This is a genomic window from Rhizobium sp. F40D2 (assembly GCF_051810745.2).
GTDB lineage: Bacteria > Pseudomonadota > Alphaproteobacteria > Rhizobiales > Rhizobiaceae > Rhizobium.
This window is the reverse complement of sequence record NZ_CM131436.1, coordinates 4,468,476-4,483,858: the sequence shown is the minus strand read 5'-3', so window position 1 is coordinate 4,483,858 and position 15,383 is coordinate 4,468,476. Positions and strand designations below refer to the sequence as shown.

Genomic DNA, 15,383 nt, shown 5'->3' with positions numbered 1-15,383 from the left:
AACATAACGAGTAAAGGAGAGCCAAATGACTGACATGATCCGTGATATCGCAGCATTCACCTCCATCGCAATGTTCGTTGCCAGCTTCTCGCTCATCGTCATGGCGATCTAAAGTTTTCAGGGGACCGCATGGCAAACATGCGGTCCGGACGCGGGACTTCTTCTGGACATCATCGCCCTCTATGCCGACAATGCGTCCGATTCATTCGGGTGATTGGGAAGGCATGACATGGCGGATATGGCAATGGGTTCAACGGGTGAGGCGATCGGCGGTACGCCGGGCTTCATCCACCTGAGGGTCCACTCCGCCTATTCGCTTCTCGAAGGCGCCTTGCCGCTGAAGAAGATCCTTTACAAGGCGACCGGCGACAGCCAGCCGGCGATCGCCATCACCGATACCAATAATCTGTTCATCGCGCTGGAATTCTCCCAGAAGGCGATGGACGAGGGCCTGCAGCCGATCATCGGTTGTCAGGTCTCGATCGACATGGAAGACGGGTTGGAAACGGAAAAGCGCGGCGGCCAGCAGGCGCTGGTCAAGCTGCCGTCGATCGTTCTTCTCGCCGCCACGGATGCCGGTTACGAACGGCTGGTCGATCTCGTCAGCCGCGCCTATCTCGGCGGTGAAAGCAACCAGGCTGTCCATATCCGCGCCTCCTGGTTGGAGGAGGCCGGTACGGAAGGGCTGATCGCCCTGACCGGTGCCCTGACCGGGCCTGTCGACGCGGCGATCAAGGAGGGCCATCCCGCACAAGGGGAGGCGCGTCTGCTTGCGCTGAAACGTCTCTTCGGCGACAGGCTCTATGTCGAATTGCAGCGGCACGGCACTTACGACAAACGCCACGAGCAGAAGATGATCGGGCTCGCTTATATCAATGACCTGCCGCTGGTTGCGACCAACGAGGCCTTTTTTCCGACACGCGACGATTATGACGCCCATGATGCGCTGATGGCAGTTGCCCACAATGCCATCGTCTCCGACGACAGCCGCTTTCGCCTCACCCCGGACCATTATCTGAAGAGCCGGGCCGAGATGGCCAAGCTTTTTGCCGACCTGCCGGAAGCGCTGGAAAACACGATCGAGATCGCCAAGCGCTGCTCCTTCGTGTTGAAGACGCGAAAGCCGATCCTGCCGCGCTTCACCGGCGCGACCGACGATGCCGAGGAGGCCGAACGCGCCGAGGCGAGCGAATTGCGTCGCCAGGCTGTGGAAGGGCTGGACATGCGGCTTTCGACGCTCGGCATGTCGCCGGGCCACGAGGAAAAGGATTATCGCGAGCGGCTGGATTTCGAACTCAGCGTCATCGAGCGCATGCGTTTTCCCGGTTACTTCCTGATCGTTGCCGACTTCATCAAATGGGCCAAGCAGCACGACATTCCGGTCGGTCCCGGCCGCGGTTCGGGCGCCGGTTCGCTGGTCGCCTACGCTTTGACGATCACCGACGTCGATCCGCTGCGGTTTTCGCTGCTCTTCGAACGCTTCCTCAATCCCGAACGCGTCTCGATGCCGGACTTCGACATCGACTTCTGCCAGGACCGCCGCGAAGAGGTGATCCGCTACGTTCAGGCCAAGTATGGCCGCGAGCAGGTGGCGCAGATCATCACCTTCGGTTCGCTGCAGGCGCGCGCCGCCCTTCGCGACGTCGGCCGCGTGCTTGAGATGCCCTATGGCCAGGTCGACAAGATCTGCAAGCTGGTGCCGAACAATCCGGCCAATCCGACGCCGCTCTCCAAAGCGATCGAGGAGGAGCCGAAGCTGCAGGAGGAGGCGGCGAAAGAGCCTGTCGTCGCGCGCCTGCTCGACATTGCCCAGAAGATCGAGGGGCTTTACCGCCATGCCTCGACGCATGCCGCCGGCATCGTCATCGGCGATCGCCCGCTTTCCAAGCTGGTGCCGATGTATCGCGATCCGCGCTCGGACATGCCGGTCACCCAGTTTAACATGAAATGGGTGGAGCAGGCCGGCCTCGTCAAATTCGACTTCCTCGGCCTGAAGACGCTGACCGTCCTGAAGGTCGCCGTCGATTTCGTCGCCAAGCGCGGCATATATGTCGATCTCGCGGCCATTCCTCTCGATGACAAACTGACCTACGAGATGCTGTCGCGCGGCGAGACGGTCGGCGTGTTCCAGGTGGAAAGTGCCGGCATGCGCAAGGCGCTGATCGGCATGAAGCCGGACTGCATCGAGGACATCATCGCCCTGGTGGCGCTCTACCGTCCGGGTCCGATGGAGAACATCCCGACCTACAATGCCCGCAAGCACGGTGAAGAAGAGCTGGAATCGATCCATCCGATGATCGACCACCTGCTCAAGGAAACCCAGGGGGTCATCGTCTACCAGGAACAGGTGATGCAGATCGCCCAGGTCCTGTCCGGTTACTCGCTCGGAGAGGCCGACCTTCTGCGCCGCGCCATGGGCAAGAAGATCAAGGCCGAGATGGACCAGCAGCGCGAACGCTTCGTCGTCGGCGCCGTCAAGAACGGCGTCTCGAAGCCGCAGGCCGACAATATTTTCGAACTGCTGGCGAAGTTCGCCAATTACGGCTTCAACAAGTCGCATGCCGCCGCCTACGCCATCGTCTCCTACCAGACGGCGTATATGAAGGCGCATTATCCGGTCGAATTCCTCGCCGCCTCGATGACGCTCGACATGTCCAACACCGAAAAGGTCAATGATTTCCGCCAGGATGCCAAGCGCCTCGGCATCGAGGTGATCGCCCCTTCGGTGCAGACCTCCTTCCGCCATTTCCAGACCGGCGACAACCGCATCTATTACGCGCTGGCCGCCCTCAAGGGGGTCGGCGAATCCGCCGTCGACCACATCGTCGAGGTGCGTGGAGACAAGCCCTTTGCCGGCATCGAGGATTTCTGCCTGCGCATCGATCCGCGCCAGGTCAACCGCCGCGTGCTCGAAAGCCTGATCTTTGCCGGCGCCTTCGATTGTTTCGGCACCGATCGCGCCCAGCTTTCGGCCGGGCTCGACCGTATCCTCGGTTATGCCCAGCGCGCCCAGGAGAACAAGCTGAGCGGCCAGTCCGATATTTTCGGCAGCACGCTGACCTCGGGGCCCGAGAAGATCTCCCTGCCGCCGTTTTCGCCCTGGCTTGCCTCCGAGCGGCTGCTCAAGGAATTCCAGGTGCTGGGCTTCTATCTCACCGCCCACCCGCTCGATTCCTACAACAACCTCCTGCAGAAGATGCGGGTGCAGACCTTTGCCGAGTTTTCCCAAGCGATCAAACAGGGCGCCTTCAATGCGCGCCTCGCCGGCACCGTCATTTCGAAGCAGGAGCGCAAGACCCGCACCGGCAACAAGATGGGCATCATCGTCTTTTCCGATTCCTCGGGCCAGTTCGAGGCCGTGCTGTTTTCGGAAATGCTGAACCAGTATCGCGACGTGCTGGAGTCGGGAAAATCCTTCGTGCTGACCGCCACCGGCGAGGAGCGGCCGGAGGGCATCGGCCTTCGCATCCAGACGATCCAGTCGCTGGAGGAAAAGTCGCTGCAGATGCAGAAGGCGCTGCGCGTTTATGTCAGAGATTCCGGGCCGCTGAAGATGGTCGCCAGCCATCTCAATGCCAGGGGCGATGGCCTCGTTTCCTTCATCGTCATCAAGGAGGAGGGCAAACGTGAGGTGGAAGTGGCACTGGCTGAGAAATACCGCATCACGCCGGAGATCGCCGCCGCTCTCCGCGCCGCCCCCGGCGTCGTCGATGTCGAGCTTGTCTAATGACGATGCGCATCACGTTGGGTGATGGTTATCACCCCGGGAAATGATCAACCCCGGGTGATGGTGATGAAATCCGTGCCTTCGCCGGTATCCCGGCCAAGGCCGGTATCGGAGATCGTCAGTGTCGAGCCGGGCGCGATCAGCGCCTCGATTCTGCGGCGGGTCTCCTCCGGGATCGCGACGCGGCTGAGCGACCGGGCAATCGGCCTGCCGCTGACGATCGAGCTTTCCTGATTGGTGACGCCGAGCCGCTTCATCGTCTCGCGCGAGAGATTGTTTTCGAGCGTGATGCCGAGCCAATCCGCCGTGCCGGCCTTTTCATCGAGGGCATGCAGCGTGAAGAAATGCGTGCCGAGCGCCAAGCCCGGATCGGCGATCGTCACCGGCGCTTCGAAGATCGGCTTAAACGCCCGGCGCACCATGATGACGCCGTTCGGCGGCTCGCCCTTGCCTGTGGCGGCATAGACGGATTTGAGCAGCGTGTCGGAGATGAGGCTCCTGTCGCCGGCAAATTCCGCCGGCCGCAGCGTCTTGAATGCCTTGATCGCTTGCACGGTCGCCGGCCCGAGCAACCCGTCCGGATCGCCGGCGGAAAAGCCGAGCTGGTTGAGCAGGGTCTGGATGTCGATCACCGTCTCGCGCAACGTGCGGCGGGTGATCAGCATACTGATCGGTTCGGATGGCCGCTCGGCTTCGGGCGCTGCAACCGGCGGCGCTGCCGGCATCGGCATCGCAGCCGTGTCGTTCATCGCCACCTGCACCGGTGTGCCCGGGCTGTCCGGCATCGAAGGCCGCAGTTCGACATCCGAAAGCAGCAGCATCGGCGCCGGCGCCTCTGGATGGAAAAGGGTCGGATGGTCGATCGGCTGCGGCACCACTTCGCCGTCGCTGATGATGACGGGAATGCCGGGCTCGGTCATCCCGTAAAGCTTTTTTGCAAAAGCGCCGGGCATGCGCACGCAGCCATGCGAGGCCGGATAACGCGGCACGGAATTGGATTCGTGCAGCGCAATGCCCGACCATGTCAGCCTTTGCATGAAGGGCATCGGCGCGTTCGAATAGAGATTGGATTCATGGTATTTCTGCTTTTCGAGCACCGAGAAGATGCCGCTCGGCGTCGTGTGCCCGTCCTTGCCGGTCGAGACCTTCGAGGTCGCGACGACCTCGGTGCCGTCATAGACCGCAAGCGACTGCTTGTCCTTCGAGACGATGATCTGCAGCGTGCGCGCATCCGCGGCAAGAGCGGGGTGCACGAGTGCGGTGGCCGACAGCAAGCCGAGGCCGAAGACGAGACGCGAGAACATGATAGCCAACCATACGCAATACTTGCCCGGCACATTATGGGACGAAGTTTAAGGAAGATTTTATGGGCCGCACGACGGCCCAGGCTCACGCGTTAAAGCATGTCGCGCAAAAGTGTGCCGCGGTTTTGCGGCAACGACATGCGTAAAAACAAAGAGCTAAAGCGCAAGGAGCGATCTGAAAGATCGCGACGCGCTTTAGTGATCGCGCTTGCCGCTGCCGAAGGTGTAGCCGGTCTCGACAGTGTTCTTGCCGAACTTGTCGCGCAGCTTGTCCATCGCCGCTTCGGCGGCCGCCCGCCGGCCCGATTGCCGGTCGATGAGATCGGGCGGATCGGCACGGGCGGCATCGCCGAGATCGGTGACGCCGATGCCGAGCAGCCGGAACTTCGTGCCGTCGGTTTCTTTTTCGAGAAGCTCGAGCCCGATGCGAAAGATCCGGTCGGCAAGCTGGGTCGGGTCTTCGAGCTTGCGATTGCGCGTGCGTAACTTGAAGTCGGCGGTCTTCATCTTCAGGACCACGGTCTGGCCGGCGATGTCGTTTTTCTTCAGCCGCCAGGAGACCTTTTCCGAAAGATTGCGCAGGATCGGCACCAGATCGTCATAACGCCAGATGTCGTCGAAGAAGGTGGTCTCCGATGAAACGCTCTTGGCCGCATCGTTGAGATGCACTTCACGGTCGTCGATCCCGCGCGACAGCCGGGCGAGCCGCTGGCCGATGCTGCCGTAGCGACGCATCAGGTCGTTTTCCTCCATCTGCTGCAACTGGCTGATGGTGCGGATGCCGTCCGCCTCCAGCGTCGCCGCAAAGGCCTTGCCGACGCCCCAGATCGTGGTCACCGGACGCGGCGCCAGAAACTCGACCGCTTCCTCACGGCCGATGACGGAAAAGCCGCGTGGCTTCTGCAGGTCCGAGGCGACCTTGGCGAGGAATTTGCAATAGGAAAGCCCGACCGACACGCTGATGCCGATCTCCTTTTCGACCCGGCGGGCGAATTTGGCGAGTGTGCGGGCCGGCGGATCGTGATGCAGCCTTTCGGTGCCGCCAAGCTCCAGGAAGGCCTCGTCGATCGACAGCGGCTGCACCAGCGGCGTCAGATCCTGCATCATGGCGCGCACCTGGCGCCCGACCCGGACGTATTTTTCCATGTCCGGGCGGATGACGGTCGCCTCGGGGCAGGCTTCCAGCGCCTTGAACATCGGCATCGCCGACCGCACGCCGTGGATGCGGGCGATATAGCAGGCGGTGGAGACGACGCCGCGCTTGCCGCCGCCGATGATCACAGGCTTGTCGGTAAGGTCCGGATTGTCGCGTTTTTCGACGGCCGCGTAGAAGGCGTCGCAATCGATATGCGCAAGCGTCAAGGCATAGAGCTCGCGATGGCGCACCAGACGCGGGCTGCCGCAGGACAGGCAACGGCGCGCCTCGCCCTTCTGCTCGGCAAGGCAGTCGCGACAGAAGCCGGGTGTCTTGTCGGGCGCGGGCGTCATCATGAGAACAAAGGTTGAACGCCGCGACACTACGCCTTAAGCTTCCGAGTCTCAAGAGAGGCGGGAGCTTTGCCTTTGGATAACGATCTTCGTTTCGAGCCGGTAACGGCAGAACGCTGGGACGATTTCGAAACTCTGTTCGGGCCGCAGGGTGCCTTCTACAATTGCTGGTGCGTCGCGTTGCGCCTGCCGCATGCGATCAGAACGAAGATGGCGGCCGACGAGCGCAAGGTGCATATGCACGACCGGATCAAGGCCGGGCCGCCGCCGGGCATTCTCTGTTATGCCGACGGGGCGCCGGTCGCCTGGGTGCAGGTCGGGCCGCGCCATGACGTGCCGCAGTTCAATTCGCCGCGCACGGTCTCGCGGCCGCTGGATGACGGCGATGCGGACGATCCGTCGATCTGGGCCGTCAGCTGCTTCTTCCTGCTGCCGCGCTTGCGCGGCAAGGGCATGAGCCATCGCCTGCTTTCCCTGGCGATCGATCATGCACGGCGCCAGGGCGCACGGTTGCTCGAAGCCTGTCCGATCGACCATGTGAAGCAGTCGAAATCGGTGACGCTGTGCATCGGCTCGACGGCGATCTTCGATGCGGCCGGTTTCGAGACGGTGGCGCGGCGCAAGGACGGCCGTCCGCTCATGCGGCTGGAACTGCAGGGCTGAAAGCGCCGGCAAGGAAATGCGCCTCGATCAGCGCGGCGGCATGATTCCAGTCGCTGACGCGGGTGATGTCGTCGGCTGCTGCCGGCGCGAAACGATGGACAGGAGAGTCGGGCATCAGGTGAATCAGCAGGCAATCGGCAACATGTTCCCTAACGGAATGAAGATTGCGCGCCATATCATCGATGAAGACGACGGGAAGGGAGCGGCTGGCATGCAATGCGTGAACGATCGGCCCCTTGGGCTCTTCGCTGGCAAGCAGCGGAAAAAGCAGGCCCATCCTGTCGAGCAGGCGGCGGCGCTGGTCGTGGAACCGCGGCTGCATGGCCGTCAAGAAAAGCACGTCGGCGGCCTCAGAAAGCCGGCCGAGCGTTTCGACGACTCGATCGAGCGGCGTCTGCCACAGCTCCTGCGCCTCGAAGAACTCTTCAATCAGCCGGCTCACCCGCTGATCCTCGATCTCGGCGCCATCCGCCTGCGAGACGATGTTGCCGTGGAGCCGGAACGAGCGCGGCAGGAAGGCATGACCCTGGCTTTCAAGGAAAAGCTGGAACGGGCCGATGAACTGCAGCACGACATCGTCGACGTCGCAGACGATCAGCGGCCGTTCGCCGAGTCGGATATGCGAGATATCGAGTTCCGTTATGCCGGTCACCGTCAGTATTCCCCGGAATCGAGCCCGGGCGAGGAGAAATGCTGCCAGGCGGCGGTGACCGTTTCCGGGCTGATGCCGCTCGCCGCGCAGAAAGCCATCGCTGTCGGTTCGTGGTTCATCAGGAAATCCATCATGCCGGCGAGAAAGCCGGGATCGTTGACGGCGCTGCGCACCTGGCCGGGCGCAACACCGGTGAGCGCGAGGAAGCGGCCGAACATGTCGGGATCGTCGGCGAGCCAGCCGAGCACGGCGATCGCGGTCGCGTGCGGGTCGGCGGCCGGTTGTTTCGAAGTCTTGAAGTTGCTTTGCATTTCGAGGGGTAAGTTACCTTTTCTTCAACCAAATACCGCTAGCGTGCGCTATCGGTTTCACGGAGCTCTTGTCCGCATGTGGCTTTCTCATGGGACAAACCGCTGCGCGAACGGACGTAGGGACAGCTTGTCATGCCCAAACAGGTGATGATTGTAGAAGATAACGAGCTCAACATGAAGCTCTTTCGCGACCTCATCGAGGCGTCCGGTTATACGACGATCCAGACCAGAAACGGCATGGAGGCGCTCGATCTGGCGCGCAAGCATCGCCCCGACCTCATCCTGATGGATATTCAGCTTCCCGAGGTCTCGGGCCTCGAAGTCACGAAATGGCTGAAGGAAGACGATGAGCTGCACGTGATTCCCGTCATCGCCGTCACGGCTTTCGCGATGAAGGGCGACGAGGAGCGGATCCGCCAGGGCGGCTGCGAAGCCTATGTTTCCAAGCCGATCTCGGTTCCGAAATTCATCGAGACGATAAAGACCTATCTGGGCGATGCCTGACGCATCGGAAAGACAGCTATGACTGCGCGAATACTGGTGGTTGACGATATTCCGGCCAATGTGAAGCTGCTCGAAGCGCGGCTGCTTGCGGAGTATTTCGACGTGATGACCGCAGCTGACGGCTACACGGCGCTGGCGATCTGCGAGCGCAACCAGGTCGATCTGATCCTGCTCGACATCATGATGCCCGGCATCGACGGTTTCGAGGTCTGCGAGCGGCTGAAGGCCAACCGCAAGACCGCCCATATTCCTGTCGTCATGGTCACGGCATTGGATCAGCCGGCCGACCGCGTCCGCGGTCTGAAGGCCGGCGCCGACGATTTTCTCACCAAGCCGGTCAACGATCTTCAGCTGATCTCACGGGTGAAGAGCCTGCTGCGGTTGAAGACGTTGAGCGATGAGCTGCGCATCCGCGCCGACACCGCCCACACGATGGGCATCGACGACCTCATGCGGGCAGGCGAGGGCCGCGCCGACGAGACCGGTCAGATCCTGCTCGTCGACGGCCGCGCCAATTCGCAGGAGCGCATCATCAAGGCGCTGAAGCCCGTCGCCGACGTGCTTGCCCTGTCCGATCCGCAGGCAGCGCTCTTCGAGGCGGCCGAAAGCGCGTTCGATCTCGTCATCGTCAACGCCAATTTCGACGATTACGATCCGCTGCGCCTCTGCTCGCAGCTGCGCTCGCTGGAGCGGACCCGCTTTCTGCCGATCCTGATCATCACCGAGCAGGGCGCGGACGAGATGGTCGTGCGTGCGCTCGATCTCGGCGTCAACGACTACATCATCCGCCCGGTCGATCCCAACGAGCTGGTTGCCCGCAGTCTGACGCAGATCCGTCGCAAGCGCTGCAACGACCGCCTGCGCGCCAGCGTCAAGCAGACGATCGAGCTTGCCGTGACCGATCCGCTGACCGGCCTCTATAACCGGCGTTATCTCGACAATCACCTGAACGTGCTCTTCAACCGTTCGATGGCGCGGGGCCGGCCGCTTTCGGTGCTGATCACCGATATCGACCGCTTCAAGCAGGTGAACGACACCTATGGCCATGACGGCGGCGACGAAGTGCTGCGGGAGTTTGCCAATCGTGTCCGCTCGACCATTCGCGGCGCCGATCTCGCTTGCCGCTACGGCGGTGAGGAGTTCGTCGTCGTCATGCCGGATACTTCGCCGGAAATTGCCGCCGCTGTCGCCGAGCGACTACGCGCGGCCGTCGAAAACGCGCCCTTCAGGCTGAAACACGCGGGAGAGGAGCTGAATGTCACCGCTTCCTTCGGCATCGCTTCGCGCATCGGCTCGGTGCTGACCCCGGATCAGCTGATGAAGCAGGCCGATCTTGCGCTTTACGAAGCCAAAAATACGGGCCGCAATCGCGTCGTCGCTGCGGCCGCCTGACGAATCAGCTGCCGCCATATGTGCCGTTTAGGGGTTATCCACTGTGGTAAGCGGATTATTACCGATTTTTAATGCTCCCCCGCACAGAGCGGCGTGAAAAATTTGCAATCAAATAGCCCAAAAATGGATTTCCGGCTTTGCTGCGGATGTGCCGCTGCCCGATAGTCCTGAAAGCATCGGGCCATAGCTAAAAATATAATGGTGACTATAAAAAACGCCTTCTGCCGATGGGGGGAAATAGAGCGCCGCCGCACCACCTCACCTAGGGGAAGGGCAGGGGTAAATTATTACGTTATATTGTCGAATTTCTTCGAAGGCTCAGCGTCTAGGCTTCGGCCACAAGCAGATCGGATAAATCTTTGTATGTCCCAAAACTGGACTTTTAACCATAGAATCAAGTCTAGAAAAATCATCATTAAGAATTTGTTGATTTTCTTTCATTTTTGCGCAAATTATCGGCTCATAAGAGAAGCGCTCCCGCTGAGGAGTTGTCGATACCCCATGATGCTCAGGTCCGCCGCATCTCCTGGGTCGTGGGGTCGGTCGGCTAGTAGGCAAGTTATAGCGGTTCCTCGTGCCGTTTTGCATGCTGGCCGACCCCTTTTCCAAAAAACGCCGCCACTTCCCGAAGATGGAAGGGCGGCGTTTTTCTGTTTGCGCTGTCATCGTCAAGAGCGCCAATTCGGGCAATAAAAAACGCGCAACCCGAGGGCGCGCGCTTTTTGCAAAATCCGGAGATCAGGCGATTACTTGATCTTGGTTTCCTTGAACTCGACGTGCTTCCTAGCAATCGGGTCGTACTTCGTCTTCGTCATCTTGTCCGTCATCGTACGGCTGTTCTTCGTCGTGACGTAGAAGAAACCGGTGTCGGCTGTCGACAGCAGCTTGATCTTGATTGTTGTAGCCTTGGCCATGGTCGTCCTGCCTTTAAGAAAATGAAAGCCGTGGAAGCCGGATGGGCTCCACGGCAAATTCTGGCGCGAAACTACGAATCCCGCCCGAAAAGTCAAGTCCGTTTTCGAATGAACATCAGTCTGATGCCGGAAAGTAGGGCATAGAGGCCGAAGAAGGCGGCAATCGCCCAGGCAAAACCGTTATTTCCGGCGACATCGATCGCCGCACCGATTGCCTGCGGCCCGGCCACGGTTCCCATCGCATAACAAAAGACGAAGGCGGCATTGGCGGCCGCAAGGTCGGAGCCCGTCAGCCGCGAGCCGAGATGGCTGAGACCGACCGTATAAAGGCCGGAGACGCAGCCGCCCCAGAAAAGCAGGAGCCCGGCCATCAGCAGCCAGTTGTCGACCAACAGCGGCAGCATCATCGATCCGACGAAGCCCATCAGCGCCATGCCGGCCAGAAGCGGCCGCTTGTCGGGGATGCGGTCGGAGAGCAGGCCGAGCGGAATCTGGAAGATGACATTGCCGACGCCCATCATGGTGAGCAGAAGTGCCGCCTGCGATTCGGTGAAATGGGCGCGCACGGCAAAGATCGGGAAAAGTGACAGGCCGCCCGCTTCGACCGCGCCGAAGATGAAGACGGCCGCCGTTGCCGTCGGCACCAGGAAAACGTAGCGCATGAAATGCAGCTCCGGTTTTTCCTCGAGCACCGGGCTCTCGTCACGGGCGATGAAGATCGGAATGGCGGCAAGCAGGATAGCGCCGGCGCCGATCAGGAAGGGAAAGATGCCGTCGCTGCCAAGGATCGAAAACAAGAGCGGCCCGGCCGCAAAGCCGAGGGAAAGCACCGTCGCATAAATGCCGAGCACGAAGCCGCGCTTGGACGGCGGCGAGGCGGCATTGATCCAGAATTCGGAGAGAATGAACAGCGTCGTCGTCGCGCCGTGAAAAGCGAAACGCAACGGAAACCACATCCAGAAATCCTGGGCATAATAAAAACCGAGTGCACTCAGCGCCGAAATCAGCACTGCCCAGAGCATGGTCGGCGCAACGCCGTATTTATGGGCGAGCCTGGTGGTGATGGGCGCGGCGGCCATCGCCGCGACGCCTGCCATCGCCGTGTTGAGCCCGATCAAGGTGGACGAAATGCCGCGTTTTTCCAAGATGATGCTGAGAAGCGGGAGCCCGAGGCCGATTGCTATGCCAACGGCTGAGATGGACGAGATGGCTGCCACCAGAGAAGGCCAATGGATTTCCTCGACATCGCCCGGTGTGCCGTTTCTCGGCTGAGACATTTATCCATCCTTAGAAAGCTGCGCGAGCGAAGCGGCCGGTGCCCGTCGAACAGATAGACACAGACGTGCCAAATCCGGGTGTCGGATGCCGCTTCGCAGTATTTCCGATGTGAGTGACCATCTGCGGAATGTAAAGCCCGTTCGGCCAAGAAATGCTTACCATGTCGGGTTGAGGATCGTCGGCTGCCGCATTCGGGTGGTGGTCGGTGGAGCGCTGGCACTACACGGTAAATATGTCTGGAAGGTGAAAGCGATCAGTCCGGGCGTTCGGGGATGTCATAATCGTCCGGACCGTCGCTCTCGCCGCCGAAACCGTGCATGCGCAGCGCCCATTGCAGGCCGATGACGCCGCCCTTGATCGGCTGGATCGAGGCAAGCGCGGTGATGACGGTGATCGGCGCCCAGATGGCAATATGCGCCCATACCGGCAGCATGAAGGTCAGGTCGGTCAGCATATAGCCGCCGACCACGACGTGGCCGAGAACGAGGATGACGATATAAGGCGGCAGGTCGTCGGCGCGTTGGTGATGCATCGCCTCACCGCAGGCCGCGCAATGATCGACCGGCTTCAGGAAGGAGCGGAAAAGTTTGCCGCTGCCGCAGGCCGGGCAGCGGTTCATCAGCCCGCGCAGGATGGAGCGTCCCAGCGGACGCTCGGCCTCGGGCCTGCCGCCGTAGCGGACGACCGGTTCGGTCGGTGTGCTCATCGTATATTCCTCTTCAGGCCGCATGGGCTCGTGAATATGGCCCAATGCCGCTTTCGGACACCTGGAACATTTCAATGCCGCCCGCGTGGTGGCCTCGTTCCCGGCTTCTTGCGAACCTGGCCCCGGTCGCGGCGGCCGGCTTTGTGGAAGGAGCGCACCGCCGTCGGCATCTCGCGCCCTTCGCTGACCATCTCGAAACGCAGCGCCCCGGCAAGCGGGATTGCTTCGGCAAGCTTCACCGTGACGTTGTCGCCAAGGCGATAGCCGAGCCCCGTCCGTTCACCCGAGAGCGCCTGATGCGCCTCGTCATAGATGAAATAGTCACTGCCGAGCGTCGATATGGGGACGAAACCGTCCGCACCATACTCCGGCAGAGCGACAAAAAGCCCGGATTTCGTAACACCCGAGACTCGCCCGGCAAATTCCTCGCCGACTCGGCCGCTGAGATGATGCGCGATCAGCCGGTCGACCGTCTCACGCTCGGCCGCCATGGCCCGGCGCTCGAAGGTCGAAATTTCCGCGGCGACATCGTCGAGGCCTGCCTCTTCCTCTGTCGTGATGCCGCCTTCGCCGAAGCCGAGCGAGCCGACGAGGGCGCGATGCACGATGAGATCGGCGTAACGGCGGATCGGCGAGGTGAAATGCGCGTATTTCATCAGGTTGAGGCCGAAATGGCCGATATTCTCCGGGCCGTAGATCGCCTGGCTCTGCGAGCGCAGCACCATCTCGTTGACCATGGTCTGGTGCGGCGTGCCGTCCGCCTTCGCCAGAATGCCGTTGAAGTTGTTGGCGCGCATATTGCCGCCCTTGGCAAGTGGGATGCCGAGCGTCGCCAGGAACTCGCGCAGGATTTCCTGCTTGGCAAGCGTCGGGCCGTCATGGATGCGGTAGATCAGCGGCTGGCGTTTCTTTTCCAGCGTCTCGGCGGCTGAGACATTCGCCTGGATCATCATCTCTTCAATCAGCTTGTGCGCATCGAGCCGCGGCGGCACATGGACCCGGTCGACGGTGCCGTCGGATTTCAGCAGGATCTTGCGCTCCGGCATGTCGAGTTCCAGCGGCTGGCGCCGGTCGCGTCCGCGCTTCATCACCGCATAGGCGTGCCAGAGCGGCTTCAGGATCGGCTCGAGCATCGGCCCGGTCTTATCGTCGGGCGTGCCGTCGATCGCCGACTGGGCCTGCTGGTAGGAGAGTTTGGCCGCGCTCTTCATCATGACGCGATGAAATGTGTGGCCGATCTTGCGGCCTTCCCCGGAAAAGCTCATGCGCACGGCGAGCGCCGGGCGGTCGACGCCCTCCTTCAGCGAGCAGAGATCGTTTGAAATGCGCTCCGGCAGCATCGGCACGACGCGATCCGGGAAATAGACCGAGTTGCCGCGCTTCAGCGCCTCGCGGTCGAGCGGCGACTTTGGGCGGACATACCAGGAGACGTCGGCAATCGCCACGGTGACGATGACGCCGCCGGGGTTGTCGGGCGAGGGGTCGAGTTCGGCATAGACGGCGTCGTCATGGTCCTTGGCATCGGCCGGATCGATGGTGATCAGCGGCACGTCGCGCCAGTCCTCGCGATGCGACATCGTCGCGGGTTTTGCGTCCTCCGCCTCGGCGATAACGGCGGGCGGGAAGACATGCGGAATGCCATGCGCATGGATGGCGATCATCGAGATCGCCTTTTCCGAGCCGACGGAGCCGACGACGGATAGAACCTTGGCGCGCGGCAGACCGAAGCGGCCGAGGCGGGCGACTTCGATCTCGACCAGGTCGCCGTCTTTTGCGCCGCCGGTGAAGTCTGGATCGATCACCATCTCCTCACCGCGTCGCTCGATCGGCAGCAGCCGGCCGCCGCCGCCGGGCGCCGTGCGGAAAACACCCATCGAGGCGCCGCGGCGCCTATCGATCACCTTGATGATCCGGGCCGTATAGGCCGGCCCTCCGCGATCTACGGCCGGGAAGATCTTCGCCAGGATGCGGTCGCCGAGGCCTGCGACCGGTGCCTTGCCCTTGCCCTGGCGGCCTGCGGGCGATTGCTGGCGGATGGAGACGGCGGGCGCGACACCCTGATCCTCGGGCCATTCCGCTGGCCGCCCGATCAGATCGCCGTCCTTGTCGCGCGTGGTGATATCGAGAACGGTGACCGGCGGCAGTGCGCCGGGGCGGATCAGCGACTTGCGGTTCTTCCGCAGCATGCCTTCCTGCTCGAGTTCCTGCAGCAGGTGCTTGAGCTCGACGCGGCTGTCGCCCTTCAGGCCGAAAGCCTTGGCGAGTTCCCGCTTGGAAGCTTTCTGCGGATGATCGGCGATGAAGCGTAGGATCACCTCGCGCGACGGCAGCGCGCCGTGGACGATATTCAGCGGCTCGACGGCGGGAGCATCCTTGCCGGCACGGCCGATCTTGCCGGGGCGCTTGCCCGCAGGGTTCGTTCTGTCGCGCGGTATTCTGCTCAC

The 15,383-nt window shown here is 61.8% G+C and carries 13 protein-coding genes; 5 read left to right on the top strand and 8 right to left on the bottom strand.

What is annotated here, in order from left to right:
• Positions 1-229: 229 nt before the first annotated feature.
• Positions 230-3,727, top strand: coding sequence for a DNA polymerase III subunit alpha (gene dnaE / locus ACS4RS_RS21895; RefSeq protein ID WP_439009302.1), 3,498 nt, complete (start codon positions 230-232; stop codon positions 3,725-3,727).
• 47 nt (positions 3,728-3,774) lie between these two features.
• Here dnaE and ACS4RS_RS21890 read toward each other — a convergent pair whose 3' ends face one another.
• Positions 3,775-5,031 carry a L,D-transpeptidase family protein gene (locus ACS4RS_RS21890; RefSeq protein ID WP_439009303.1) on the bottom strand — a complete coding sequence of 419 codons (1,257 nt, stop codon included), beginning with the start codon at positions 5,029-5,031 and terminating at the stop codon, positions 3,775-3,777.
• A gap of 195 nt (positions 5,032-5,226) precedes the next feature.
• Positions 5,227-6,519, bottom strand: coding sequence for a DNA polymerase IV (locus tag ACS4RS_RS21885; RefSeq protein WP_439011787.1), 1,293 nt, complete (start codon positions 6,517-6,519; stop codon positions 5,227-5,229).
• A 75-nt stretch (positions 6,520-6,594) separates the two neighbouring features.
• Between ACS4RS_RS21885 and ACS4RS_RS21880 the strand changes: the two genes are divergently transcribed.
• Positions 6,595-7,182, top strand: a complete 588-nt coding sequence (locus tag ACS4RS_RS21880; RefSeq protein ID WP_439009304.1) for a GNAT family N-acetyltransferase — start codon at positions 6,595-6,597, stop codon at positions 7,180-7,182.
• Here ACS4RS_RS21880 and ACS4RS_RS21875 read toward each other — a convergent pair.
• Positions 7,157-7,834 carry a hypothetical protein gene (locus tag ACS4RS_RS21875; protein ID WP_439009305.1) on the bottom strand — a complete coding sequence of 226 codons (678 nt, stop codon included), beginning with the start codon at positions 7,832-7,834 and terminating at the stop codon, positions 7,157-7,159. The two genes, ACS4RS_RS21880 and ACS4RS_RS21875, sit on opposite strands and share 26 nt — an antisense overlap.
• A gap of 2 nt (positions 7,835-7,836) precedes the next feature.
• The gene (locus ACS4RS_RS21870) at positions 7,837-8,145 is read right to left on the bottom strand and encodes a DUF3572 domain-containing protein (RefSeq protein WP_012557344.1); all 309 of its coding nucleotides are present in this window, start codon (positions 8,143-8,145) and stop codon (positions 7,837-7,839) included.
• Positions 8,146-8,277: 132 nt separating this feature from the next.
• Here ACS4RS_RS21870 and ACS4RS_RS21865 point away from each other — a divergent pair, with 132 nt between their 5' ends.
• The 3 genes from ACS4RS_RS21865 to ACS4RS_RS21855 all read left to right on the top strand — a co-directional run bounded on the left by ACS4RS_RS21865 (position 8,278) and on the right by ACS4RS_RS21855 (position 10,795).
• Positions 8,278-8,649, top strand: a complete 372-nt coding sequence (locus ACS4RS_RS21865; protein WP_003547430.1) for a response regulator — start codon at positions 8,278-8,280, stop codon at positions 8,647-8,649.
• Between the two features lie 18 nt (positions 8,650-8,667).
• Positions 8,668-10,041: a PleD family two-component system response regulator gene (locus tag ACS4RS_RS21860; RefSeq protein ID WP_439009306.1), complete on the top strand. Its 1,374-nt coding sequence runs from the start codon at positions 8,668-8,670 to the stop codon at positions 10,039-10,041.
• A gap of 586 nt (positions 10,042-10,627) precedes the next feature.
• Entirely contained in the window at positions 10,628-10,795 is a 168-nt protein-coding gene (locus ACS4RS_RS21855) for a hypothetical protein (RefSeq protein ID WP_449313817.1), read from the top strand.
• On the opposite strand, the gene rpmG is transcribed toward ACS4RS_RS21855, so the two are convergent.
• From rpmG to rnr, 4 genes are all read right to left on the bottom strand, one after another.
• Entirely contained in the window at positions 10,788-10,955 is a 168-nt protein-coding gene (gene rpmG / locus ACS4RS_RS21850; RefSeq protein ID WP_015915679.1) for a 50S ribosomal protein L33, read from the bottom strand. The two genes, ACS4RS_RS21855 and rpmG, sit on opposite strands and share 8 nt — an antisense overlap.
• 92 nt (positions 10,956-11,047) lie before the next feature.
• Complete coding sequence (locus ACS4RS_RS21845; RefSeq protein WP_054181885.1) at positions 11,048-12,232, bottom strand: MFS transporter; 1,185 nt, start codon at positions 12,230-12,232, stop codon at positions 11,048-11,050.
• A gap of 254 nt (positions 12,233-12,486) precedes the next feature.
• Complete coding sequence (locus ACS4RS_RS21840; protein ID WP_439009307.1) at positions 12,487-12,939, bottom strand: DUF983 domain-containing protein; 453 nt, start codon at positions 12,937-12,939, stop codon at positions 12,487-12,489.
• A gap of 71 nt (positions 12,940-13,010) precedes the next feature.
• Complete coding sequence (rnr, locus tag ACS4RS_RS21835) at positions 13,011-15,383, bottom strand: ribonuclease R (protein ID WP_439009308.1); 2,373 nt, start codon at positions 15,381-15,383, stop codon at positions 13,011-13,013.

Bases quoted from the DNA above. Each gene is read 5' to 3' on its own strand.
- dnaE (WP_439009302.1), top strand. From the start codon at position 230: ATGGCGGATATGGCAATGGGTTCAACGGGTGAGGCGATCGGCGGTACG.
- ACS4RS_RS21890 (WP_439009303.1), bottom strand. From the start codon at position 5,031: ATGTTCTCGCGTCTCGTCTTCGGCCTCGGCTTGCTGTCGGCCACCGCA.
- ACS4RS_RS21885 (WP_439011787.1), bottom strand. From the start codon at position 6,519: ATGACGCCCGCGCCCGACAAGACACCCGGCTTCTGTCGCGACTGCCTT.
- ACS4RS_RS21870 (WP_012557344.1), bottom strand. From the start codon at position 8,145: ATGCAAAGCAACTTCAAGACTTCGAAACAACCGGCCGCCGACCCGCAC.
- ACS4RS_RS21865 (WP_003547430.1), top strand. From the start codon at position 8,278: ATGCCCAAACAGGTGATGATTGTAGAAGATAACGAGCTCAACATGAAG.
- ACS4RS_RS21860 (WP_439009306.1), top strand. From the start codon at position 8,668: ATGACTGCGCGAATACTGGTGGTTGACGATATTCCGGCCAATGTGAAG.
- ACS4RS_RS21855 (WP_449313817.1), top strand. From the start codon at position 10,628: ATGCTGGCCGACCCCTTTTCCAAAAAACGCCGCCACTTCCCGAAGATG.
- rpmG (WP_015915679.1), bottom strand. From the start codon at position 10,955: ATGGCCAAGGCTACAACAATCAAGATCAAGCTGCTGTCGACAGCCGAC.
- ACS4RS_RS21845 (WP_054181885.1), bottom strand. From the start codon at position 12,232: ATGTCTCAGCCGAGAAACGGCACACCGGGCGATGTCGAGGAAATCCAT.
- ACS4RS_RS21840 (WP_439009307.1), bottom strand. From the start codon at position 12,939: ATGAGCACACCGACCGAACCGGTCGTCCGCTACGGCGGCAGGCCCGAG.